Consider the following 24,351-nt stretch of genomic DNA (forward strand, 5'->3'; position numbering starts at 1 on the left):
ATGGGGCGATTGTGGGGCGATCTTATTAAGTGGAAATTAACGCAAGCAACAGTCAGTGATAACAACTTTGTTAACGTTGCAGACGCGGACCTCAGAGTTTCCAGTCCATCGCCAACGTGATCGAGCGTGGGTCGCCCCAGTACACGCCGTTATAAAAGCCGACGCGCTCATAGTACTTTTTATCGAATAAATTATTGACGTTAAGCGACGCCGAAACATGTTCGTTGAACTGGTAGCGGGACATCAGGTTCACCAGCGAGTAAGCCTGTTGAGTGATCTTCGCCCGAGTGGTGATGGGGTTGCCCTTGGCGTCGCGCTCGCCGGTCGGCCTGTCGCTCCAGGCATAGGTTTCGCTCTGCCAGTTGAAGGCGCCGCCCACCGTCAACTGGCGCCACGCGCCCGGCAGCCGATATGCACTCGACAGCCGCAGCAGGTTCAGCGGTTGCTCGACGTTGTTGCGTTGGTCTTTGCCGTTCACGGAGTGGGTGTAGGTGTAGCCCGCCGTGATATTCCAGTCGGGCATCACTTCACCGGCCAGCTCCACTTCAAACCCGCGCACCTTGTTGCCCTTGCCGCCTGATTTGTAGAACGACTCTCTCGTCTTTGGGTCCGGCGGCACTGAGTCGTCCAGCTCCGCAACGTTGTCCTGGGTACTCCAGAAATAGGCGGTGGCAAGGTTCAAGCGCTCATTGAGCAGGCTGCCCTTGAGGCCCACCTCATAATTGCTGCCGACCACGGGCTCCAGGTATTTTCTGCTGGCATCACGTCGGTCCTGCGGTTTGAAGATGTCGGTGTAGCTCGCGTAAACGGTGTAGGCCGGGGTCAGGTCGTAAAGCAGGCCGGCGTAGGGCGTCCACATATCATTGTGGACCTGGTGGTTTTTATCGGACTTGATCCACTGGTCGTCATTATCGTATTGGGGCCAGGAGTTTTCGATTTCCCAACTGCCATAGCGGCTGCCCAGTACCGCGTGCGTGCGGTCAGTCAGGCTCAGGCGTGTGGCCAGGTAGCCCGCTTTCTGCTCCTTGCGGCTGTGTTCACCCTTGAGACCGGTGGTGACATCGGCAAACTTGCCGATGCCGCCCATGTGCTTCCAGTCTTCGATGGTGCGGTAGCCGTCGGGCAGTACATTGCGCTGATGCGGCGAAGCGTCTCTTTGCTGCGATTGGCCGTAGCCCATCATCAATTCATGCTGACGCCCCAGTAACGAATAGGCGCCGGAAAGGTTGAAGTCGAACACGTCCATCCTGGAGGTGCCGACCATGCGACTGGCCCAGGCGCCCATGCCGCTGCGGTCCGCATTCGGGAAGCCGGTGCCGCCGTAATACACCTTGCCGTCGGTATCGCTTTGTCGGTGGGTGTAAGCGGCTTTCAGGCGCCAGTCCCCGCCCAGTTTGTGATCGAGGGTGGTGAACAGGGTTTTGTCGGTCAGCGGCCAGGAGCTCCAGTGCGCGGCCATGTTGGTGGAGCGTGACAGCCCGGCCTTGCCGCCCTGGCTGTTCCAGTAAGGCACGGTGCCCCAGGAGGTGCCTTGCACCTGCTTGTCCTGATAGTCATAGCCCACCGCAAGCACGGTGTCGTCACTCAGGTCGCCTTCCAGAATGCCGTAACCCACCACGCGCTGAAGCGTGTAGTTGTCACGGTACGATTGACTGTCGCGGTAGGCCAGCACGCCGCGCCCGCGCAGCCTGCCGTCAAACGCCAGCGGGCCGCCCACGTCCACGTAGCTGTGGTAGTTGTCATAGCTGCCGGCGCTGAGCCCGGTTTTAGCCTGCCATTGGCCGGTCGGCCGCTTGCGCACCATATTGACTGTGGCCGACGGGTCGCCCGCGCCGGTGGTCAAGCCGGTGGCACCGCGTACCACTTCGATACGGTCGTAAATGATGGTGTCGGCGTCGGACTTCATGAAGCCGAAGGTATTGAGCATTCCGTCGACCTGGAAGTTGCTGATGCCGTAGCCGCGGGCAGAATACGAGGCCCTGTCCGAGTCGTTGTGCTGCACCACGACGCCGGTGGTCTGGCGCAAGGCCTCGGTCAGGGTGTTGAGGTTGAAGTCGTCCATTTGCTGGCGGGTGACCACCGAGACCGATTGCGGGGTCTCCTTGATGGACAGGTTCAGGCGTGTGGCGGTGCTCATGGCGCCGGTGGTGTAGGCCCCGGTGTGTTCGGTATGGGTATCCAGGCCCTCGGCGGTGACGCTGGTGGCGGCCAGTTCGAGTGCCGTGGAAGGCGTGTGCTCGGGATCGGTTTCAGCCAGAAGCTCGGGGCTGAAGACGCCGCCGAAGAGGCCGAGGGTGAGGGTGATGGAGCGGGTGAAGGGCGAAAGCATGGTGGCAGACTCCTTTTTTCTTTGTAGCCTTTTCGATAAAAAAGGCCTTGGCTCAAAGACGAAAGGAGTCGTGCAACTTTAGGCTTAAACAAGAATGATTATTATCTTCTTGTTTCAGGGGGGGCTACTTGAGTACTACCTCGTTCGGTTCGATCTTCTTCGGCTTGATCAGGCTGAAGTCGATCAAGCCCTTCTGTTTGGTCTCGTAAGGATTGCCGATCATCAGCGGACGCGGCTTGAAGCTGTCACTCACCAGGCTTCGGCTGCGGTCCCATTCGTCGAAGCTCAACCCGGCCAGATCGGCCCAGGTGTGAATCAACTGCGAGCTGCTGTAAGGGCGTTGCAGGTCGCCGGCAAAACTCCAGTCGTGGCTTTCGCGCCATTTGGGCGACGCGTAGGCCATGAACGGGATGGTGTACATCGGCGCGGTCGGCTTGGCTTCGTTACGGCCCAGGGTGCTGTGACCGACGGAGTCGAACACGTCTTCGCCGTGGTCCGACAGGTACAGCAAAAAGCCGTTGGGATCGCTTTTGGCGTAGTCCTTGATCAGGCTCGACACCACGAAATCGTTGTACAGCACCGCGTTGTCGTAGCTGTTGTAGGTTGGCAACTGCGCATCGCTGACGCCCTTGGGCACGCCCTGGCGGTCGGTGAACTTGTCGAAGCTGGGCGGGTAGCGGTACTGGTAGCTCATGTGTGTGCCCAACAGGTGCACCACGATGAACTTGCGCTCGGCGCCGTCGGCCAGGGCCTTGGCGAAGGGCGCCAGCACGTCGCCGTCGTACTGGCGGGCGTTCTGGTTGCGATTATTGTTGAGGTACACCTGCTCGTCGGCCTGTTCGGAAAAGGTCGTCAGCATGGTGTTGCGCTTGGTCATGGTCTGCTGGTTGGTGATCCAGTAGGTCTTGTAACCGGCCTGTTTCATCACGCTGACAATCGACGGAGTCTTGAGGTACAGGTCGGGGTTCTCTTCGTCGGCGAACGTCAGCACCTGTTGCAGCGCCTCGATGGTGTAGGGGCGCGGGGTGATGACGTTGTCGAACACCGCCAGTTGATCACGCAACTTGTCGAGTTCCGGCGTGGTGTTGCGCGGGTAGCCGTAGAGGCTCATGCGCTGGCGGTTGGTCGACTCGCCGATGACCAGCACCAGGGTCGACGGCTGACCGGCGTTGTTGTCCTTGAGGTTTTTCAGGGGCGGGATCTGGCTGGCGCTGGTGAGCATGCCCTGCATGTTGTCCAGCTGTTCGGTGTAGCGACGGTAAGCCACGATCATCTGCCACGGCACGGCGGGCTCGATGCGGGTTTCGAAACGGTCGATGGCCTGTTCCATGGTGTCGCTGGTGGCGATCTGCTTGACCAGCGGGTAACCGACCACGGCCAGTACGATAGCAGCAGCGGCCAGCATCGACTGCCCGCGCGGCATGTACACCGGGCGCAGGCGGGTCCACAGGAACACGGCGAAGGCGGTGTGGGCGATAAACGCCAGCACGATCCACCAGGCGAAATATTGGGTCGCGTACTCGCCGGCTTCAGAGATGTTCGACTCGAACATGATGAAGATGACGCTCTGGGAAAATTCCTGCTGGTAAATGAAGAAATAACCCAGGCTGGCCATGGAACATGCCCACAGCACCACACCGATCAAAGCCGCCAGCAAGCGTGTACGGCGCGGGAATAAAAGCATCGGCGCCAGCCACAGCGCACTCATGAAGAAGGCCTGACGAAACCCGCTGAAACCGGAAGTGCCGGTCAGCTGGATCAGCAGTTGGGTAATACCCGAGAAGTACCAGAAGAACAGAAACAGCCAACCGAAGCCGGCCCAATCAAAGCCTTTTGCAGACGCAGTGCTGCGCTTGAACATCGCCATCCAACGCTCCAACCCAATTATTTTCAGCCGGCGCGCAGGAACGCGCGCCAACAGAGGCCGCCCTTGCATGGGGTGGCCCTTCGGGCGGGGAGTATCGGGGAGAGAGTGTGAAAACTTTGTCAGCGCTCTGTAAGCATTATCTTACAGAGCGGTTCAGCACAGCGCGGGGCGGGCGCCGGAGGTCTGTTCGAGCTGGCCTTGCAGGTGCGAGCGCAGACGCAGGACTTCCTGCTGCAGTTGATCGCGTTCGTCCTTCAACTGGCGCAATTCATCGCGACGGATGCTGACGTAAAGCGTCTGTGGAGGACGGGACATCTGTGCTGTGCTCATTGCTTGCCTCGCAAATAGCCGGTAGATCGCGGTGCCGGAACGCAGAATGGGAGTTCTCGGCATCAGTCGGAAGCAATTCTGAATTCTTTTTTCCATCAAGGGAACTTTTTTATTTTTGGCGGTCGTGTGACTTTTGCTGCAGTGATGGTGAAACGATGGCAACTTTTTTAGCATGAAACTCCCGCTATCCGCTCTGGACTAACCCTCATTAGCCTCATTGCGCTATAAACTATGTCACACATTTTTTAGCAGTTAGGAGCATCAGCACATGCAACTGGGGATTATTGGACTAGGCCGCATGGGCGGTAACATTGCGCGGCGCCTGATGCTCAATGGGCATACCACCGTTGTTTATGACCGTAACGAAGCATTCGTCAAAGGCTTGAGCGAGGAGGGCGCCACCGGCGTCGCCGACTTGAAAGCCCTGGTGGCCGGGCTGCAGAAGCCTCGCGCCGTGTGGGTCATGTTGCCGGCAGGCGACCCGACCGAAGACACCATCAATGCGTTGAGCGAGCTGCTGGAAGACGGTGACGTGATCATCGACGGCGGCAACACCAACTACAAGGACGACGTACGCCGCGGCAAGGCCCTGGCGGAAAAGGGCCTGCACTATGTGGACGTCGGCACCTCCGGCGGCGTCTGGGGCCTGGAGCGCGGCTACTGCATGATGATCGGCGGCGACGTCGAGACCGTGCAGCGCCTCGACCCGATCTTCAAGAGCCTGGCCCCGGGCGTTGGCAGCATCCCGCGAACCAGGGACCGTTCCTCCAGCGCCGATCCGCGTGCCGAGCACGGCTACATCCACGCCGGACCTGCGGGCGCCGGGCATTTCGTCAAAATGATCCACAACGGCATCGAGTACGGGATGATGCAGGCGTTCGCTGAAGGCTTTGACATCCTCAAGACCAAGAACTCGGACAATCTGCCCCAGGACCAGCGCTTTGACCTCAATGTGGCTGACATCGCCGAAGTCTGGCGCCGCGGCAGCGTGGTGTCGTCGTGGTTGCTGGACCTGACCGCCGACGCGCTGGCCACCGACCCGAAACTCGACGGTTACTCCGGTTCCGTCGCCGACAGTGGCGAAGGCCGCTGGACCATCGAAGCCGCCATGGAGCAGGCCGTGCCGGTCCCGGTGCTGTCCACCTCGCTGTTCGCACGCTTCCGCTCGCGTCAGCAGAGCACCTACGGTGACAAAATGCTCTCTGCCATGCGCTTCGGCTTTGGCGGTCACGTGGAGACTTCCAAAAAATGACCGCCAACGGCAAAAAACCACAGGCCGAGCCCGCACCACCCACCACGCTGTTTTTGTTTGGCGCCCATGGCGACCTGGTCAAGCGCCTGCTGATGCCGGCGCTGTACAACCTCAGCCGTGATGGCTTGTTGGGCGATGGCCTGCGGATTGTCGGCGTCGATCACAACGCCATCAGCGATGCCGATTTCGCCAAGAAGCTCGAAGATTTCATTCGCACCGAAGCCGCGAGCAAGGTCAAGGGCAATGCCGAGCATGCCCTCGACCCCGAGCTGTGGGCGCAGTTGGCCAAGGGCATCAGCTATGTCGAGGGCGACTTTCTCGACGACAGCACCTACGCCGACATCGGCAGGAAGATCGCCGACAGCGGCACCGGCAACGCGGTGTTCTACCTGGCCACCGCGCCGCGCTTCTTCAGTGAAGTGGTGCAGCGCCTGGGCAGTGCCGGTTTGTTGACGGAAACCGACGAGAGCTTCCGCCGCGTGGTCATCGAGAAGCCGTTCGGCTCCGACCTGGCGACCGCCGAAGCGCTGAACGCGTGCCTGCTCAAGGTGATGAGCGAGAAGCAGATCTATCGCATCGACCATTACCTGGGCAAGGAGACGGTGCAGAACATCCTGATCAGCCGTTTCTCCAACGTGCTGTTCGAGGCGTTCTGGAACAACCATTACATCGACCACGTGCAGATCACCGCCGCCGAAACCGTTGGCGTGGAAACCCGGGGTAATTTCTTCGAGAAAACCGGCACCCTGCGCGACATGGTGCCTAATCACCTGTTCCAGTTGCTGGCGATGGTCGCCATGGAGCCGCCGGCGGCCTTCGGTGCCGACGCGGTGCGGGGTGAAAAGGCCAAGGTGATCGGTGCCGTGCGGCCCTGGTCGCTGGAAGATGCGCGGGCCAACTCGGTGCGGGGGCAGTACACCGCCGGCGAAATCGGCGGCAAGTCACTGCCCGGCTACCGTGAAGAAGCCAACGTGGCGCCCGACAGCAGCACCGAGACGTTTGTTGCCCTCAAGGTGATGATCGACAACTGGCGCTGGGTGGGCGTGCCGTTCTACCTGCGTACCGGCAAGCGCATGAGCGTGCGTGACACCGAAATCGTGATCTGCTTCAAGCCTGCGCCCTACGCGCAGTTTCGCGACACCGATGTGGACGAACTCGAGCCCACCTACCTGAAAATCCAGATCCAGCCCAACGAAGGCATGTGGTTCGACCTGCTGGCGAAAAAGCCCGGGCCGACCCTGGACATGGCCAACATACAGCTGGGCTTTGCCTACAAGGACTTCTTCGAGATGCAGCCGTCGACCGGGTACGAAACCCTGATCTACGACTGCATGACCGGCGACCAGACCTTGTTCCAGCGGGCCGACAACATCGAAAACGGCTGGCGTGCGGTGCAGCCGTTTCTTGATGCGTGGCAGCAGGACGACGGGATCCAGGCCTACAAGGCGGGCGAGGACGGCCCGGCCGCCTCCGATGCATTGCTGGCGCGCGACGGTCGCACCTGGCACAGCCTCGGATGAGTGACGCGGCGATCCATCCCATCCGTTTTATCCTGAGTGACGTGGACGGCACCTTGTTGCATCCGGACCACCGCCTCAGCCAGCGCACTGCCGATGCGGTGCGGGCGTTGCGCGAGGCCGGGGTGTTTTTCAGCCTGGCCAGCGGGCGGCCGCCCAAGGCCATGCATCATCTGATCGAGGCCTTCGGCATCGATGTGCCGGTGGCGGGCTTCAACGGTGGCACGCTGATCAACCCCGATGGCAGCATTCTGGTTGCCCACCACCTGCCGGCGGAGGCGGCGCTGATTGCCCTGGCGCTGTTCTCGGCCGAGCCGGACGTGGAAGTCTGGGTGTTCGCCGACGGTGACTGGTTGCGGCGTGATCCACCGGGGCCTATGGAGCCGCGCGAGGCTGCAGGGCTGGGCTATGGCCCAATCGTGGTGGAGAGTTTCGAGCCGTACCTGGATCGGGTCGACAAGATTGTCGCGGCCAGCAACAACACCGGCTTGCTGGTGGAGCTGGAAGCGCAGTTGCATCCCAAGGTAGAGGGCCTGGCTCAGGTATCACGTTCGCAACCGGTTTACCTGGATGTAACGGCGATGCTGGCCAACAAGGGCGAGGCCTTGAAGACCCTGGCGGCGCACCTTGGGGTGCCGCTTGAGCAGACCGCCGCCATTGGCGACGGCGGCAATGACCCGGCGATGTTTCACGTGGCGGGGTTGTCGATTGCCATGGGCCAGGCGGAAGAAACCGTCAAGCACCAGGCGACTGTCGTCACCGGCAGCAATCTGGATGATGGTGCGGCGGAGGCGTTCGAACGCTTTATTCTCGCGCCGCGCGCAGGCTCTTAGAGGCCCAGCTCAAACGGGCGATCACTGTTTGCAGTGATCGCCCGTCAGGGTCATGCCTTACTTGGGCATTGCCCAGGACTGCAACTGGTAGCCGTGCTCGTCGAGTTCGGCACGGGCCTGCAACAGCAGATCTTCCAATTGTGCCGGGTCGGTGTAAGCGCTTGACGACAGCTGCTTGCTGCCGATGCGGGTGTTGGTGCGGTCGATGACGCTCAGGCTGAGGGCGCCAACGCCATCATGCCAGGCCACGCACTGAAAGGGCTGGAAGGCACGGTCTGCGATCAAAAGAGCTTCGTTGATGCGGAGCGGGGCGTTCATGTGGGTCTTCTCTCTGTATGCCCATTCAAGTCAGCACCGGCGGTTGGGCTGACCGTGCGGTGGGTTACTTGTACTGATGCACGATGCCCGGGTTCGGGTCACATACTGATGCAATTAATTTTCAAGGCTTGATCTGCGGATGGAGACGGTGGCTTTTTGCCCGCACTTATAGCGAAATGTTACATAGTGCTCGTCAATAAATTGATAGTGTGGCAGTCAGGCGTCCCAAATCCTTGTTTATAAATAACTTTAACAATTTTGACGCCAAGGAATAGTCATGATTGTTACACCCGTCCCGCGACGCTTGCTTGTGGTTGACCCCTGTGACGATTGTCACGGCCTGCTGCCCGGTTTGCGCGCCGCCGGTTGGGACGTGGACAGTTGCGCACTGGAAACGGTAGGGGACCGCTCCTGTGATATCGGTTTGTTGCGTTTGCAGCCGTATCACCTGGAGCGCCCCGAGGCCGTCAAGGAACTGATCAGCCGCAGCGGCACCGAATGGATTGCTGTGCTCGACCAGGACGTACTGCGCCTGCAGAACGTCGGCGATTTTGTCTGCGAGTGGTTTTTCGACTTCCATACCCTGCCGTTCGATGTGTCGCGAGTGCAGGTCATTCTCGGCCGTGCGTTCGGCATGGCGCGCTTGCGCGGCAAGGGCAACACGCCGGTGGACGGGCCCGAACACGAATTACTCGGCGACAGCAGGGCGATCCGCGAGCTGCGCAAGTTGCTGTCAAAGTTGGCGCCCACCGAGTCACCGGTGCTGATTCGTGGTGACAGCGGCACCGGCAAGGAGCTGGTCGCCAAGACCCTGCACCGCCAGTCCCAGCGCCATGCCAGGCCATTCGTGGCGATCAACTGCGGTGCCATCCCCGAACACCTGATCCAGTCCGAACTGTTCGGCCATGAAAAAGGCGCGTTTACCGGCGCCCATCAGCGCAAGATCGGCCGCATCGAAGCCGCGAATGGCGGCACCCTGTTTCTCGATGAAATCGGCGACTTGCCGATGGAGCTGCAAGCGAACCTGCTGCGCTTTCTCCAGGAAAAACAGGTCGAACGCGTCGGCGGCAGTCAGCCGATACCGGTGGATGTGCGGGTACTGGCGGCGACCCACGTCGACCTCGAAGCGGCGGTGGTCAAGGGCACCTTTCGCGAAGACCTGTATTACCGCCTGAATGTGCTGCAAGTGGTCACCGCGCCCCTGCGCGAGCGGCACGGTGACGTCGCGATGCTGGCCAACCACTTTTCACGCTTCTACAGCCAGGAAACCGGCCGCCGCCCGCGCAGTTTCAGCGAAGACGCGCTGGTTGCCATGGGGCAGCATCCCTGGCCGGGCAACGTGCGTGAACTGGCCAACCGCGTACGCCGCGGTCTGGTACTGGCCGAAGGGCGCCAGATCGAGGCCACCGACCTGGGCTTGCTGGGCAAGCGGGCCGTGTCGCCACCCATGGCCACACTGGAAGACTACAAGCACCGCGCCGAACGCCAGGCGTTGTGCGACGTGCTCAATCGACACAGCGACAACCTGAGCATCGCGGCCCGCGTGCTGGGCGTCTCCCGGCCCACGTTCTACCGGTTATTGCACAAGCACCAGATCCGCTAGGACGCGCCCACTCCACGTCCACACCTTGAGGCTAGCGGGCTTGTCGCGGGTGATTGGGTTGTTGTGGCGAACGGGCTTGCCCTAATGCGGTTCAGTTAAGCGCAGATTCCCTGTGGCGAGCAGGCTTGTCCTGCGTTGGGCTGCGCAGCAGCCCCAAAACCAGGCGCTGAGCCGTATCAGGTACACCGCGTTTTGCTTGATGGGGGGCGCTGCGCACCCCAACGCGGGGCAAGCCCGCTCGCCACAATAAGCCCACAAGAGCCCTCTTGATCGTTCCCACGCGTGGGAACGATCAAAATTTCCTTAACTGAACGGCATTAGGGCAAGCCCTAATGCCGTTCAGTTAAGCGCAGATTCCCTGTGGCGAGCAGGCTTGTCCTGCGTTGGGCGGCGCAGCAGCCCCAAAACCAGGCGCTGAGCCGTATCAGGTACACAGCGTTTTGCTTGATGGGGGGCGCTGCGCACCCCAACGCGGGGCAAGCCCGCTCGCCACGACAGCCCGCTCGCCACAACAAGTCCGCACCCAAGGACGCGTTGGGCATTCAGAAGTAATACGGAAACTTCAGGCTGAACGTAAAGTCCGGCGCATCGTCCGTCATGCCGATCGCGAGGTTCGGCACGATGGTCAGGTTGTCCGACGCCGCAATCGTCATGCCCACGTTGAAATAGCCCGCGTTGGCATCGCTGGACACCACCGACTGCCAATCCTGCCCGCTTTGCTTGACCTTGCTTTTGCGCTGTATCACGTCGGACACCGAGAACGACATGCTCATCTTCTCGTTCAGCGCGAATGCCACGCCCACGCCGAACTGGAAGCTGTCGCCCAGTTGGATCTTGCCGGGCACCTTCTGATTGACGTTGGGGCTGATGTCGCTGAACGAGTCCTCGAAGTTGTGGGTGTAGGACAGCGAACCGAACAGCACCGCCGGGTCGAAGGTCTTGACCAGCGAGATGCCCGGCGTCACCGACCACACGCCGTTGCCGGTGGGCAGGCTCTCGGGAATGGCGAGGTTGTCGTTGCCCGGTTTCGGGATCAGCTTGATGCCGTACGGGTCCGCCCCGGTGGGCGCCTTGACCCGTACCGACACGACCGCATCGGGCAGGTGCGCGCTTTCGTCGAGGAACTTGTACGAGACGCCGGCATTGACGTCGCCGATGGTCGGGTCGCGCGTTACCGAGCCTTCCGACATGGCGGTAGAACTGCCGCCCGCACCGCCTGACTGGTAGGTGGATTCGCGGTACACCACCGGCACGTTCAGGTCGAACTGCCAACGGTTGTCCAGGTTGTAGCGCCCGGTCAGGTCCAGGGTCCAGCTGTCGGACTTGATGCGGTCCAGGTTGATATTGCCGAGGAAGATCGAGTCCAGCGCGAGAAAGCCGTTGAGGGACAACTGGCGTGCATCGTAGCGCGCGTAGGTGATGCCGGTTTCCAGGCTGAACCTGCCGTTGCCGAAAAAGCCACTGGCTTCGTTGTACAGGTTGCTCACACTTTGCGCCGGGGCCGAGTCGTCCTTGAGGTTCTGCCCGTAGGAGCTGCCGCCGCCCGCGCCGCCGGAGGCCGCCGCCGCGCCTACGCCGGGCGTATGGCCGGCCACGGTGGTGCCGCCTTTCTGGAAGTCGGCAGGGGATTTGGCCAGGCGTTTGGGGGCGGGTGTTGCGGGTTGATCTTCTACTTGCCTTACACGTTGTTCCAGTACGGCCAGTGCTTTTTGCTGCACTTCATAGCGTTGCTTGAGCTCCAGCAGTTCTTGCTTCAGTGTTTCGATATCAGCGTCCGGTGCGGCATAAAGCACGGAGGCGGGCAGGAGCGCACTCAAACAAACCACGGCACGTAACGATACAGATCGATGCATGAAATAAGCCGTCCCTTTTAATGCGTAAGTGTCGAGGCTCAGCGTAGTTCAATAACCGGAGGGGCGAAGGCCCTTGAGTTGATCCAGATTGAGGTTCTGCGTGATGTTGTTGAAACCGTTGTTGCCCATGACCACATTGAGTTGGGTCAGGTTGCTGACCGCGTTGCCGTTGCCTTGAATGACGGTGCCTTGCAGCACGTTGCCGGCGCCGATCTGCTGCACGACATTGCCCTGGTTGTTGCTGGCCTGTAGAGCCATTTGCAGCCCGCCATTATTGGCGCTCACCGTGACCTGGCCTGCCGCCGTGCCACCGGTGATCGGCTGGCCAGCCAGCAGCGCCTGTCCGGACTGCGCGTAGTTGGCCGGGGCCAGGCCGTTTTTGCTCACGTTGATGTCCACGCCGTTGGTGGCAGCGTTGCCATCCCCGGCCGCGCGAACGCTTTGCACCACGCCCTGGCCGGTGCCCAGGCCCGCGCCACCGACGACTGTGCCGGTGCCTTCAGGTTGCCTGCTCACGCCTGTGCCATCGTTGCCCGATACCTGCACATAAAATTGCGGGGTGACGGTGGACGCGTTGACCTGCATGGCCGCGCTGCCGGTCACGGTGGCGCCGGCGGCATTGGTCCAGGTGCTGCTCATGACGATGCCAAAGCTGATGATGCGCCCCGGCATCACGTAACGCCCGCGCAGGTCGGCCATTTCCGCATCCTTGAGCTCGATCGGCTTGAACGCCGAGGACGCATGCACCGGTGCAGAGGCGGCCAGGCAGATGACCGTCAACCAACGGAAAGTGTTCATCGTGTGCTCCTGGAGCGTCCTGCCCCTTATTGCGCTTCTAGAAGAAGTCGCTCTGGATAAAACCGAATTCCATCAATTCGCTGTCACGTACCGGGCTGAACGCGTTGAACTGGTTCCTGGCGGTCAGCGGCACGCGCGGGGTGAGCAGGGCGTTGGTCTTGTCGTAGCCTTCACCGATCACGGCGAACACGATGCCATTCCAGCCCTTGACGAAGTCGTCCCTGGCGTAGCGCTTGTTGCCCAGCACCGGATCGCCGATGTACACCCACTCCTTGTCGGCACGCTGCAACACCACAAAATGCTTGTAGCCGCGAATTTCCAGCAGGACCACGACCGGCACCTTTACGGTCATCAACACGTCGGGGGCGATGCGATAGCCCTTGGCGCGCATGTTGATGCTTTCCAGGTAGCGCTTCATGTCGAGCATCGAGAAGCCCTGGGTGCGTACCAAGTCCTGGTCGGCGTTGACCAGCATGCCCTTGATGATGTGGTCTTCATCCACGTCCATCCAATAGGCTTGGCGCAGGATGGTCGCCAGCGCGGCGGCGCCGCAGCTGAAATCGGTTTTCTGTTCCACTAGGTTGGCGAACTTGCGCTCGCGGATGCTCTCGACCTTTTTGTACACCACCGCACCGTTGGGCATGACGACTGCCATTTGCCCCGCCCAGGTCGGGCCGGTGAGTGTGAACAAAAGGAGAAAGACAACGCGGCGCATGATCAGGTGACCTGTTGGACACTGGAATGAAAGGGGCCTTGTTGGCAAGGCCCGATCTGCATCAGAAGCGAGTGATTGCTACGTTGTTCTGACCCTGGTTGTTGCTGCCCGACAGTACGTTGGAGTTCGATACGCCGGAGCTGTAGTTCAGCGAGTTGTTCACGCTGGCGTTGTTGGTGACCACCGATTTGGCACCCCAGCCATGGCCGCTGCTCAGGTTCACGGTCAGGTTGCCCGACACATCCTGCACGCCGGATACAACGGCTGCGCCGCTGTCGCCATTGCCGGAGGCGATAGCAACGCTGTTGCTGCCCTGGTTGGAGGTGCCGGTGGCTGCGTTCAACTGGATCACGCCGGAAGCGTTGTTGCCGCTGCTGTTGAGCGAAGCATTGTTTTGCGAGCCGCCGTTGATTGCCAGGTTGCCGCTGTTGGATTGCGCGGTGCCGGTGCTGGCGAACACGAAGTCAGCATCGCCGGAAACGATGGCCACGTCGTTCTTGCCCTGGTTGTTGTCACCGCTCAGCACGTTGCCGTTGGCCACGCCGCTGATGTGGTTGTAGGAGTCAGTGGTCGACGCGTTGTTTTCGGTTTTGTCGTTGAGTACGGTGTTGCCCTTGTTGCTCTGGCCGTCAACGGTAGTCGCGGCAGCAGTGGTAGGCGCGTGGTAGCCGCCTGCCTGGGCTGCAACAGCCATGAGCGCAGCGAGAGCGAAAGCCAGTGGTTTGAGCGCTGTGGTGGTTTTCATGGTGTATCTCCTTGCTTCTAATTAGTGATTTAAGTGTTGATACGGTCCGGCAGGCGACTCAGCTCCATCAGTTGAGTCGCACATTCAGGGTGTTAGCCACTCGGTTCCCCACCCCGGCGCTCTGGTTGACCTGTACCACTCCACGGCTGCCGGTGAAGGCCTGGTCGCTGGTAACGACCTGGCGGCTGCCAGTGGTAGAGGTCAATCCCGAGTCTGTTGCAAGCGCAACGGTCTGTTGCGACATGACGCTGTCGTCGATGCTTTGCGGGCCAGTGGTCAGGCTGACGCGCACGGCATTGATCATCTGGTTCTGGGCCCCGGCCGACTGATTGACGCTCAGTGCACCGTTGCCATGGCTGAAAGCGTTGCCCTGAATCGCAGTGCTGGCACTCAGGGAGCGGTCGGCGGCGGCGCCGCTGATTTTCTGTGTGACGGAGACAGTGGCCCGGGCGTTATGGCCCACGGCGATGGCGAGGTTGTTGCTCAGCTGTTGCTGGTCACCGGCGGCCTGGTTGATCGAGACCGCGCCGTTGTATTGCTGGCCCGAGTTATCGATGCTGGCGTTGTTGCCGGTCGTGTCGGCCATGGCTGCCGAGCAGCTCATCATGGCCAGGAGCATCCAGAGATGATTCATTTCATCGCTCCGCCGATCATGCCGCCGAGGTTGTTCAGCGGTGCGAGGCCGCGTGAGACTGCGCCGTTGACCGTTCCCGAGATGCCAGCGCTGCCGCCGCCCTGGCCCGCCGCGCTGGCGGCACCCAGGCTGTTACCGGCACCGATGGCGTTCAACCCGTTCAGGTCGCCATTGGGCATGACGCTGCGGGTAACGCTGGAACCGCTGCTGATGCCAGCGATGTCGTGGTCGCTGAGTTCGTTGGTGACGGCGCGGATTTGCCCGGTCGGGTTGGCATTGGCGGTGATGGGGTAGGGGTCGGTGCCGCGTGCACGGCCAATGGCATAAGGTTGCACCTGACGCTCGATCACGATCACTCCATCATTCGCCGCCAGCACTGGCAGGCTCACGACGGCACTCAGTGCGCAGCCGATCAGCAGGAGGCTCAGTGAGCCAGGATTGTGTGTGTCCACGGTGGCAGTCCTTAGTCATAGCGCTGACCCTAAACAGCGCTGACAGACGTAGAGCAGAAGGCGTGCCGCTTTTTATTTGACGTTTATATTCAAAAGGTTAGCTTTTTTTGTGGGCAAAGTGATGGCCATGCTGTTTCAGAGATGAGACAGCGTTGAGGTGATGACGCAGATCCAGTGCCGCCTGTGAGCTGTCTCAAGGATGAAACACTGCCCAGGGCAAAACCATGAATCCGCTCAAGACGGGCGGTTGCAGGCGGGGAAGTGTTTCAAAAATGGACACATCAGGCGCAGGCGGGCCCGCGATGGCTGGCGAAAAGGCTCAGCCCTTGGGTGCTTTACGCGGAATGGAATTGAGTACGGGATTGCCGTCCTGGTTCTGGGTCAGGTAGACCGGCAGCACCTTGGGCAGGGAAGGGATGAGGTTGTTGACCTCATTGATGTTGTAGATGCCGCCGATGCGAATCGCCCCGGTGGGCGTGTCGGCCAGCATCACCGGCTTGCTCAGGTAGCGGTTGATCAAGGGCAGCGCATCGGCCAGGGCCAGATTATCGAGTACCAGCTTACCCTGGCGCCAGGCCAGCGCCGAGTCGCCGGGGTTGATCGCGCGGAGCTTGGGTGTTGCATCGCCATGCTGGTAGCTGGCCTGCATTCCCGGGGTCAGCGGCACGCTGCCGTGCACCGTGTCGCTGGAAATCTGCACCGAGCCCTCAAGCAGCATCACCCGTACCTGGTCTTCATATTTCCACACGTTGAACTGAGTGCCCGTCACACGCACCCGGCCGTCGCCGGCCCGCACGATAAACGGGTGAGCGCTGTCATGGCTGACCTTGAAAAACGCTTCGCCCCTGTTCAGCGTCAGTTGACGCTGATCCCTGTAATTGGCGTAGACCAGTTGCGTGCCCAGGTTCATTTCCACCTGGCTGCCATCACCCAGGGTGACTACGCGTGCGTCATTGGTTGTTTCGAAGCGTTCATAGGCGTTGGGCAGCCAGCCGGCTTCCCAACCGGTGAACGCTGCCAGCGGCAAGGCTACCAGGCAAATCGCAGCGGCGACTGCATAGGTGCGCAATCGGCTACGCGGTTTGAACCGCACCACGACAGGCTGGGTTTGAGGGCGGGGCAGGTGCTCGGCAACGTCCCAGATCTCCAGCATGGCTGCGTATTCAAAGGCGTGCAGTGGATGAGCGTCATGCCAGCGCTGGAAAGCCTGGCGCTCGGCGCCGGTGCAGTCGGCCGCATGCAGGCGCATGCACCACTGCGCCGCGGCGTCGGTGATGGCGTCATATTCTGCTTCTGAAACGGAATTTTCGCTCATTGACTCATCCTGATTTCCCACATTCTAACCTCCCCGAGCGGACGGCGAGAACAGCATCATGGCGAATGCACATCAATTGGAACTTATTCTCGTTGGCGCGCACCTAAAAATTTCAGGACTTGAGTCTGTGTTTCCCACGATGGAGTAACCAATATGCTGAAGAAAACCCTCATCGCGCTGTGTGCAACCTCCGCCCTGCTGAGCGCAGGCGCTGCGCTGGCCGACAAGCCGGGCGCCGGCTGGATCCCGATTGAAAAAGCCATCGAAGTGGCCAAGACCAAGGCCGGCTATGTCGAAGTCTATGCGGCCGAAGCCGACGACAACGGCTACTGGGAAGTCAAGGGACGCAAGTCCGACGGCGTCGTGTATGAAGCCCGCATCGACGGCGCTTCGGGCAACGTCCTGCGTGATCAGAAAGACTGATCGACCGCGCCGGGAGCCTGTTCAGGCTCCCGCATCCAACGTGCGGCCCAGGTGGGTGATCAGGTAGGTAATGGAGTCTGCATTGGCCAGGATGGTGTCGATGCGCTTGTCGACGTTACTCATGAACACTGACCGCGCATCCTGCAACGTTTTTGTACCGGTGATACTCAGCACCTTGTCCTTGAGTGAAGTACTCGAAGTGCTTTTGCCGAAATCTTCCCACGTCTGGCTGAATTCGTCCCACGTCCTGAACAGCGTCGAGGCTGGCGTCAGCGTCGACAGCGCGGTTTCACGCAAGTCCGTCAGCGTGGTCTTGAGCTGCGTGGCGCCTTTGATGTTGACGTTGATCAAGTCAGGAAACGGTCGCATCGAGTCCAGGTAGGCCAGGTCTTCAGTGTCGCAGGTTATGTGGGTTATCTCGTGGATCAGGGTGGCCGCACGTGCATGGGCGGCAATGTCGAACGGCGCGTTGAGACGGTTCTGATAGACGTCCAGCAGCGGGTCGAAAAAGCGGTCCATCAAGTAAATCCTGCGTTCTGCTTCGCCAGGCAGAATGAACGCGCAAGCATCCGCAGGGTTGTAACGGTCGGTGCCACTGACAAAGCGCATGGAGTCGGGTGTGATCAGGCTGGGGTTGATCAGCTCATTGAGCACTTCGTCAATCCGGCGCTCGATCCGCCCCAATTGGTCGGGGCTGAGGGTACCGACGCCGAACATGTCGCCAAAAAACAAGCCGCACCGGCTCAACGGATCACGTGAGGGGGCGAAGTGCAGAATGTTGCGTTTGCAGGTCACGGCGTAGTACGTGGCGACATTCAATGCTTCGTTGATACAGCGCGCCTTCCAACTCGACACGGCGCTGATTGCGCGCATGCCAATCGCCTCCACGTTGATGCCATGCTGCTCGGCGGTAGGAGGGTAGTAGCGATCGGCAAGGCGGGACAGGACCTTGCCATAGCGGGGGGTGTGTCGGTTCAGGTCAAGCACCCATATGCCCTGGCTATTGCGTTGTATCCAGGGGCCGCGATCCTCGGTAGCACCCAGTCGCCAGTGCTCACCGGCTTTGCTCACGGCGTATACCTTGCCCGCAGCCGGCACAAAGTGGCGCTCTCCGTACTTCTCTCCGTAGGTGTGGGTCTGCGCATTCAGGTTCAGGGAGTCAAGCGAAACATCCTGGCCTTCAAACTTCTTCAAACGCGTGCGCGCAGGGGCCGTCACTTTGTAGGTGTCCAGAGTCATCGCTTTGGGCGGTGAGGCTGCTGGCCATTGTTCGAGCGACGACGGCTGTTTGGCCGCAGGCAAGCCAGGCAACGGCGCGTCCAGTTCATCGCGCAGGGCGGCCAGTTGGGCCACGCCGGCGATAAAGGTCTTGAGTGCACTTGTCCAACGATGCTCTTGCAGGTCTTCGGCTGAGGCCTTGAACAACGTATAACTGCGCCACACCACCAGCGGGTAGGCGAGCTTGCCCGCCATGAACGCCAGGCCTCTGGGGATAGCCTCGCTCAGCAGGCTGCTCACCGCATCCCACTGTCGTTGCCCCGATGGCGTGAACTGGCAGGTCAGCATCCGGTTGAGCATCTCGCGGTTGTCGTCGAACAACCGATGCAGCAGATTGCCGCTGACGGGCGACGCGCCCAGATGAATGTCCGCGTTCGGCCGACGCAACAGATTGCGATAGGTCGTCTGATGAGCCGTTTGCATCTGGCCGATCACCCAGTCCTGCAATGCGCCGGGGGATGTGAACTCATGCAGCAGTTCGGTTTCGTCCTTGTACTCTTTCAATACGTGCCGGGTGCTGTAGGGCGCGTACAGCACCAGGGGATCGGCTGCCTCGGCACCGATCAGGTAGCAGCCCAGGGCCGCGACTACGGAGGCGCCCTTGGTGGCGATCAGCTCCAGCGGTCGAATCAGCGCCTTCGCACCGCTGACGGCGGCACGGGCCACGGCATCGGGCATGTCAAAGGCTTGCTGGAGCAGGCGCCAGGCCGCGTCCGACAGGCGTTCATTGAGCTTTTGTTCGTGGGCGTACTGCAGCAGTTGCCAGGGCAGCTGCCGGCAGAAGAGTTGGCGGCGCACGCGCGTGTCGTCGGTGTTGCCGTTGAGGTGGGTGGCGAGCAACGTCTGGTAGATACTCTTCAAATCCAGCTGCCGCACCAGTTGCACCACGGCGTTCCCGTCCAGCGTGGCGGGCAGCCCGGTGGCAGCACGCGATGTCGGCCGGATATCGTCGGCGCGCAATTGCGGCAGATGGCGCATGGCGAAATCCGTCAGGGTCTGCGTGTGGCCCTGCAGCTCGATGCGTGGCGTGATCAGCACGTGCTCCGGGTCTGTCGCGTGGTCGGGAAAGCGCGCTGCAAGCAGGGCTTTCAGCGTGCTCCCGACTTTATCGCGCAGGGGCGTGATGCCGTGCAGATAGTCGCGCTCCTGCGGCGCGCTCAGGCGGTACTGTTCGAGCAGTTCGGCATGCAGGCGCTGGTCTGCCTGCGCCGCCATGCCCAGCCATACCGGTAACGCCTGCTGGTTGATCAGGGCGTGGGCGATGTTGATGGCTCGGTCCAGGTTGGATGGCGGCGCGCGGCGGATCAACGCGTCCATACAGTCCTGAAAGCGTTGTGCTCCCAGCCTCATCGACAGCAGGTGGTCGATCTCGTCCAGCACGAAGCGGCTATAGGTGGACTGGCGATTGTTGACCAGATGATCATCGATACGCTGCAATGGGCCCAGCATGAAACGCTGGTGGGGCACACGCCTGGACGGCGGCAGGTGCTCAACCAACGTCCAGCGTTCACGCTCATCCTGTACACGTCGGTCGAGGGTATCGCGCAAGGTCTTGACCGAGGCAAACCCCTCATAGCCACGCCCTGGCGTCCAAAGTATGGCCGCACCGGAATGCTCGGTGTCGATGCCGCCGCGTTCGGTCAGTACAAAGCAGCTGGTCAGTGGATCGGTGCGGGTTCCGACGCTCAGGCTCAGGCCGTAGGCGTCCGGGATAAACCCTTTCAGGCCATGCCGTGTCAGCCGGGTCATGCTCTCGTTGTTGAGCACACTGCCCAGCAAGGCGACGTGAGTGGGGCCAAGGGTACGTGACAGGCGCCTGAGGTGCGCTTCGCCGCTCAAGCCATCGAACAGCCCCTGGGCCGGATGTGCCTTGTTGTTGTCGATCAGCACATGGGGGAGTGTGCGCAGGTCCCTGTCGACGAAGCTGCTCAGCACCTTGTCGATGACTGTATTGAAGCTGGCGACCGTCACGTTGGGTAATTTCAACGCAGTGCCCGCTTCAGGCTTGCCGTAAAACCCGCGCACCGCCGACTGACCAAGCGCGTCAGCCTGCCCGGCCAGGCGCGCAATAAAGTGCGCGACCATGCCGATTGAGGTTTCAGGCACGCGCCTCTCGCGTTCTCCTGCCGGCGTGGAATAGGTATTGAGGTAGACGTCATCGGCCTTCAGGTTCATATGCCCTTTGGCCATTTCCGCATCCAGTGCATGGGCGGCCAGATCGCGCAGCGTCAACTGCTTGCTGCGTTCCAGTGCCAGCGCATCATGCACGGCACGCATTCGTTTGAGCTGCAGCTTGGCCTTTTCCGCCAATACCGTACTCGGTCGTCCATTGCCGCTGGTGACTGGGTGCACGCTCCAGTGTCCGCCAGCGTCGTGCTCCATCAGCCGGCTGTCGAGCATGATGCGAACGTCCAGGGCGGTATCGAGCAGGGCGCCCAGGTTGATGGTGCCGACGCTGCGCCGATACAGGCCCAGCGCATGCTCCAGGTTGCTGAACTGTTTGGCCGCAATGTCCTTGATCATGTCCTGGAAGACATCGTCGGCGACAGGTTTGCCGGTGACTTGCACCTGATCCATGTCGATAAAAACGCTGCGCTCATCCAGCGACAGAAAATTGAGCAGCTCATCTTCATGCCCGGCCGTCTTGAGCATGGCCTGCAGCATGCCCTTGAGTTCTTCCACGTTCTTGAGCACCTGCAACCCCCGCGATTGGGTATAGAAATACGCGTGGGAGTTGCTGATCAGCAGGGTGCTGGCCAATTCAACGTAATGTTGATAGGGCGCATGAACCTGAACCTTTTCTATTTTCAGGGTGCTTGCATAGGTGCTGCGCGCGGCCTGGTCTGCGAGAAATATCGCGCGCAGCGTCTGGCTTTCTTCAGTGCTCACGATCTGGTCCTGGTGCTTGAACAGCAGGTCGACGCGAAACTTGTCACTGATCACCCGCGCGAAAAACTGCAGGCGTGACTGACCGTCCCGACAGTCTTCGTTCCAATAGGTTTGCAGCAGGCTGTGCAGCAAGGTCGAGAGAATACCGCTGGTTTGCGCGACCAGGCTGTCCCAGTTCTGCTGGTCTTTGGCCTGTTGCTGCAGGGTATGCTGGCGGGTGTCGTGGCCGAGATTGGCGAACGTGCGGGTCTGGTCCGTGGGCCAGCCCTGACGGCCGTAAAACTGCAGAAGTGCCTCGCGCAGGGGCATGGAGGCGCCCAGACGATGTTCCTCATCGGTGGCGACCCTGGCGAGAAAGTCCACCCGCGTGTCGCTCTGGTCAAGGCTGGGAAAGTAGCGCCGCGCCATGATGTTGAGCAGCGTGTCGAGCATCCAGCGCAGGGTGGGGAGCTTGCGCAACTGGTCCAGTATCGCGACGACGTTTTTCTGTTGCGCGTCGAGAATGCCCTGGCGCTGGTCCGCCATCACGGCGCCGGGGACGGCGGCGGTGCTCACGATCAATGGATCCTTGACCGGCAAGGCGTCACGCTCATCGATGGCCAGAAACTGCAGCAGCTCTGCACGCTGGCCGGGCTGTTTCAAGCGTTCCTCCACGCCCTCAAGCAGGTCGGCACGGCTGTCGAACAACTCCAGGCCGCCATAGGGCGTGAAGAGCACGGCTTTAGCGTCGTCAGGTGTCGGGCTCATGATGAAGGCGCCGGCCAGCACTAGTGCGGGCTGGTCGCTGAGATTGACCAGCAGCCGTTCCACGTTCATCGGGTAGTCGCGTGCTTCCTTGTTCTGGCGCGCCGCGTCCGTGGCGTAATACAGGGTCAGCAACCAATCAAGGTCCTTGACTGAAAACCCCAGAGTACGCTCGCGTTCCGAGGGGGTCTTGCGACTGACGGGGCGTTGAAACTCTTCGAAAAAGTAAGGCGGGTTCACCTGGGTCATGGCGCGCGTTCCATCTGCGGGGCTGTCATCAGTGCGCACCGTAATGGCAGGCGCAGTGCCAAGGGTGTTACATATCTGAAGCAGACATTGACAGCAGCCACGGGCCGCGTTGTTTAATCGACGATGTGGATTCTTGTTGTTTCTCCCAATTATAAAATCGGAGCTATAGATGTCTGCCCAGTCCCCGATCGTCGACCTTCCTTGCGCGCTCATCGGCTTCAACGACCTGGTGGCGTTGCTGCACGCCCTGTTCATCAAGCACGGCACGTCAGCCGAGGTGGCGGCCATCCTGGCTCACAACTGTGCGAGCGCCGAGCGCGACGGCGCCCACAGCCATGGCATTTTCCGTATCCCCGGTTACCTGAGTACGTTGGCCAGCGGCTGGGTCAATGGCCATGCGGTGCCGCTGGTGACGGATGTTGCCTCAGGCTTTGTGCGGGTAGACGCCTGCAACGGGTTTGCCCAGCCCGCCCTTGAAGCCGCGCGTACGTTGCTGGTGGACAAGGCCCGCAGCGCCGGCATCGCCTTGCTCGCGATCCACAACTCCCATCACTTCGCCGCACTGTGGCCGGATGTCGAGCCCTTCGCCGAGGAAGGTCTGGTGGCGCTGAGTGTGGTCAACAGCATGACCTGCGTGGTGCCCCATGGCGCCGACCGGCCGCTGTTCGGTACCAACCCCATCGCGTTCGCCGCACCGCGTGCCGACGGGCCGCCGATTGTGTTTGACCTTGCCACCAGCGCCATCGCCCACGGCGATGTGCAGATCGCCGCACGCAACGGCGAGCGCTTGCCGCCGGGCATGGGGGTCGACAGCCTGGGCCAGCCTACCCAGGACCCCAGGGCGGTGCTTGAAGGCGGCGCGCTGTTGCCATTCGGCGGGCACAAGGGCTCGGCGTTGTCGATGATGGTCGAGCTGCTGGCGGCGGCGTTGACGGGCGGTAATTTTTCCTTCGAATTCAACTGGGCGGATCACCCGGGCGCACGCACGCCCTGGACCGGGCAATTGCTGATCGTGATCGACCCGAGCAAAACCGCCGGGCAAAGCTTCGCCGAGCGCAGTCAGGAGCTGGTGCGGCAAATGCATGCAGCAGGGTTGCGGCGGTTACCCGGTGATCGGCGTCATCGCACGCGGGCGAAGTCGCTGGAGGCGGGTATCGAGATTGACGCGAAGGATCTTCAGCAGTTACGGGAGCTGGCGGGAGAGTAACGGGGGCTGCGCAGGGTGCGCAGCCCCCGGCAATCAGTTGCGACGACCCAGCAACAGGCCGACCACCAGACCGAAGCCTGCGGAAATCGCCACGGTCTGCCACGGATGACCACCGATGTAGGTCTCGGTGGCATCCACCACCGGCTTGCTGCGCTCGCGCACGCTGGAGACCGAGTCCAGGGCCTGCTTGAGTTTGATGGCGACCTGCTCACGCAGGGTTTCGCCTTCTTCGCCCACCAGGGCTGCGCTGCTTTTAAGCAGCTTGTCGGATTCTTCGATCAGCGCCGTCAGTTCACTGAACGCTTGATCCTTGATTTGTTCTTCGACGGCTTGGGCAGCGGTTTTGCGGGCCATTGGGTGACTCCTTGCAGGTGAATGTGACAGTGAACAATGGAGTGTCCGGCGTCGGCAAAAGTTGCAGTTTTTTTGCCTGCAGCCGGTTTGGAGCAAAATCCGGATCAGGATATTTCGACCCACGGTGTAAGATGGCACCTATTTGTGCAGCAGGTAATTCAACATGAGCTTCAATCTCGCCAACAAGACCCTCGCCGAACGTGCCGAGCTGGAAGATGAAAAGTCCCGTCTTTATGACCTGTGGCAAAGCAACCTGGGCAAGGCCAAGGGCGAAGCCGCGCGACTGTTCGGTGAGCGCGCCAAGCGCAAGGGTAAATGGGCCGAATGGGTGCGTGCCGAGCTTGACGGCATGTCGCCACCGGAGTTCTCCGGCATGGTGCGCAGCGAAGTCAACAAGCTGATGGCTGCGGCTAAATAAAACACGCCACAATGGCCTCGCGCAGCGTTGGCAACGGCGAGTCAAACCATGGCTCTGTGGCGAGCGGGCTTGCCCTAATGCCGTTCAGTTAAGGAAATTTTGCGGGCTTATTGTGGCGAGCGGGCTTGCCCCGCGTTGGGGTGCGAAGCGCCCCCAATCAAGCAAAACGCGGTGTACCTGATACGGCTCAGCGTCTGGTTTTGGGGCTGCTGCGCAGCCCAACGCAGG

20 protein-coding genes are annotated in these 24,351 nt (G+C 61.0%); 7 read left to right on the forward strand and 13 right to left on the reverse strand.

Features of this window, described 5'->3' with window-relative positions; all coding sequences use genetic code 11:
- Positions 1-91 precede the first annotated feature (91 nt).
- From LUB09_RS22310 to LUB09_RS22320, 3 genes are all read right to left on the reverse strand, one after another.
- The gene (locus LUB09_RS22310) at positions 92-2,329 is read right to left on the reverse strand and encodes a TonB-dependent siderophore receptor (RefSeq protein WP_231423719.1); all 2,238 of its coding nucleotides are present in this window, start codon (positions 2,327-2,329) and stop codon (positions 92-94) included.
- A 124-nt stretch (positions 2,330-2,453) separates the two neighbouring features.
- A complete protein-coding gene (locus LUB09_RS22315) occupies positions 2,454-4,196 on the reverse strand; it encodes a phosphoethanolamine transferase CptA (protein WP_209981554.1) in 1,743 nt (580 codons plus the stop codon).
- 153 nt (positions 4,197-4,349) lie between these two features.
- Positions 4,350-4,526: a DUF6026 family protein gene (locus LUB09_RS22320; RefSeq protein WP_269325510.1), complete on the reverse strand. Its 177-nt coding sequence runs from the start codon at positions 4,524-4,526 to the stop codon at positions 4,350-4,352.
- Between the two features lie 268 nt (positions 4,527-4,794).
- Between LUB09_RS22320 and gnd the strand changes: the two genes are divergently transcribed.
- The 3 genes from gnd to LUB09_RS22335 are packed head-to-tail and all read left to right on the forward strand — an operon-like array spanning position 4,795 to position 8,128.
- A complete protein-coding gene (gnd, locus tag LUB09_RS22325) occupies positions 4,795-5,778 on the forward strand; it encodes a phosphogluconate dehydrogenase (NAD(+)-dependent, decarboxylating) (protein WP_231423720.1) in 984 nt (327 codons plus the stop codon).
- Entirely contained in the window at positions 5,775-7,298 is a 1,524-nt protein-coding gene (gene zwf / locus LUB09_RS22330; protein ID WP_209981558.1) for a glucose-6-phosphate dehydrogenase, read from the forward strand. Before gnd ends, zwf begins: the two co-directional genes overlap by 4 nt.
- Entirely contained in the window at positions 7,295-8,128 is an 834-nt protein-coding gene (locus LUB09_RS22335; protein ID WP_231423721.1) for an HAD family hydrolase, read from the forward strand. The genes zwf and LUB09_RS22335 overlap by 4 nt, the downstream gene beginning before the upstream one ends.
- A gap of 57 nt (positions 8,129-8,185) precedes the next feature.
- On the opposite strand, the gene LUB09_RS22340 is transcribed toward LUB09_RS22335, so the two are convergent.
- Entirely contained in the window at positions 8,186-8,446 is a 261-nt protein-coding gene (locus LUB09_RS22340; protein ID WP_209981562.1) for a hypothetical protein, read from the reverse strand.
- A gap of 277 nt (positions 8,447-8,723) precedes the next feature.
- Here LUB09_RS22340 and LUB09_RS22345 point away from each other — a divergent pair, with 277 nt between their 5' ends.
- Positions 8,724-10,049: a sigma-54 dependent transcriptional regulator gene (locus tag LUB09_RS22345; RefSeq protein WP_209981564.1), complete on the forward strand. Its 1,326-nt coding sequence runs from the start codon at positions 8,724-8,726 to the stop codon at positions 10,047-10,049.
- A 542-nt stretch (positions 10,050-10,591) separates the two neighbouring features.
- Here LUB09_RS22345 and LUB09_RS22350 read toward each other — a convergent pair.
- From LUB09_RS22350 to LUB09_RS22380, 7 genes are all read right to left on the reverse strand, one after another.
- Complete coding sequence (locus tag LUB09_RS22350) at positions 10,592-11,902, reverse strand: hypothetical protein (protein ID WP_209981566.1); 1,311 nt, start codon at positions 11,900-11,902, stop codon at positions 10,592-10,594.
- A gap of 48 nt (positions 11,903-11,950) precedes the next feature.
- Positions 11,951-12,700 carry a hypothetical protein gene (locus LUB09_RS22355; protein WP_231423722.1) on the reverse strand — a complete coding sequence of 250 codons (750 nt, stop codon included), beginning with the start codon at positions 12,698-12,700 and terminating at the stop codon, positions 11,951-11,953.
- Between the two features lie 37 nt (positions 12,701-12,737).
- On the reverse strand, positions 12,738-13,415 hold the full coding sequence (locus LUB09_RS22360; RefSeq protein WP_209981569.1) for a C39 family peptidase: 678 nt from the start codon (positions 13,413-13,415) through the stop codon (positions 12,738-12,740).
- A 61-nt stretch (positions 13,416-13,476) separates the two neighbouring features.
- Positions 13,477-14,160 (reverse strand): heme utilization protein, encoded by a 684-nt coding sequence (locus LUB09_RS22365; RefSeq protein WP_209981571.1) that lies wholly within the window; start codon positions 14,158-14,160, stop codon positions 13,477-13,479.
- A 67-nt stretch (positions 14,161-14,227) separates the two neighbouring features.
- Positions 14,228-14,794, reverse strand: coding sequence for an adhesin (locus LUB09_RS22370; protein ID WP_231423723.1), 567 nt, complete (start codon positions 14,792-14,794; stop codon positions 14,228-14,230).
- Positions 14,791-15,246 (reverse strand): hypothetical protein, encoded by a 456-nt coding sequence (locus tag LUB09_RS22375; RefSeq protein ID WP_209981575.1) that lies wholly within the window; start codon positions 15,244-15,246, stop codon positions 14,791-14,793. The genes LUB09_RS22370 and LUB09_RS22375 overlap by 4 nt, the downstream gene beginning before the upstream one ends.
- 319 nt (positions 15,247-15,565) lie before the next feature.
- Positions 15,566-16,561: a FecR family protein gene (locus tag LUB09_RS22380; RefSeq protein ID WP_231423724.1), complete on the reverse strand. Its 996-nt coding sequence runs from the start codon at positions 16,559-16,561 to the stop codon at positions 15,566-15,568.
- Positions 16,562-16,714: 153 nt separating this feature from the next.
- On the opposite strand from LUB09_RS22380, the gene LUB09_RS22385 reads away from it, so the two are divergent.
- The gene (locus LUB09_RS22385) at positions 16,715-16,984 is read left to right on the forward strand and encodes a PepSY domain-containing protein (RefSeq protein ID WP_003236351.1); all 270 of its coding nucleotides are present in this window, start codon (positions 16,715-16,717) and stop codon (positions 16,982-16,984) included.
- A gap of 21 nt (positions 16,985-17,005) precedes the next feature.
- Here the strand turns inward: LUB09_RS22385 and LUB09_RS22390 are convergent, their stop codons facing one another.
- Positions 17,006-22,144 carry a dermonecrotic toxin domain-containing protein gene (locus LUB09_RS22390; RefSeq protein WP_231423725.1) on the reverse strand — a complete coding sequence of 1,713 codons (5,139 nt, stop codon included), beginning with the start codon at positions 22,142-22,144 and terminating at the stop codon, positions 17,006-17,008.
- A gap of 169 nt (positions 22,145-22,313) precedes the next feature.
- Between LUB09_RS22390 and LUB09_RS22395 the strand changes: the two genes are divergently transcribed.
- Complete coding sequence (locus LUB09_RS22395; protein WP_209981580.1) at positions 22,314-23,351, forward strand: Ldh family oxidoreductase; 1,038 nt, start codon at positions 22,314-22,316, stop codon at positions 23,349-23,351.
- 33 nt (positions 23,352-23,384) lie between these two features.
- On the opposite strand, the gene LUB09_RS22400 is transcribed toward LUB09_RS22395, so the two are convergent.
- Entirely contained in the window at positions 23,385-23,705 is a 321-nt protein-coding gene (locus LUB09_RS22400; protein WP_017738628.1) for a DUF883 family protein, read from the reverse strand.
- Positions 23,706-23,868: 163 nt separating this feature from the next.
- On the opposite strand from LUB09_RS22400, the gene LUB09_RS22405 reads away from it, so the two are divergent.
- Positions 23,869-24,123: a hypothetical protein gene (locus LUB09_RS22405; protein ID WP_057009320.1), complete on the forward strand. Its 255-nt coding sequence runs from the start codon at positions 23,869-23,871 to the stop codon at positions 24,121-24,123.
- Positions 24,124-24,351: the final 228 nt, after the last annotated feature.

Origin of the sequence: Pseudomonas sp. Leaf59 (genome assembly GCF_920984685.1) — a bacterium.
In the GTDB taxonomy this organism is placed as follows: domain Bacteria; phylum Pseudomonadota; class Gammaproteobacteria; order Pseudomonadales; family Pseudomonadaceae; genus Aquipseudomonas.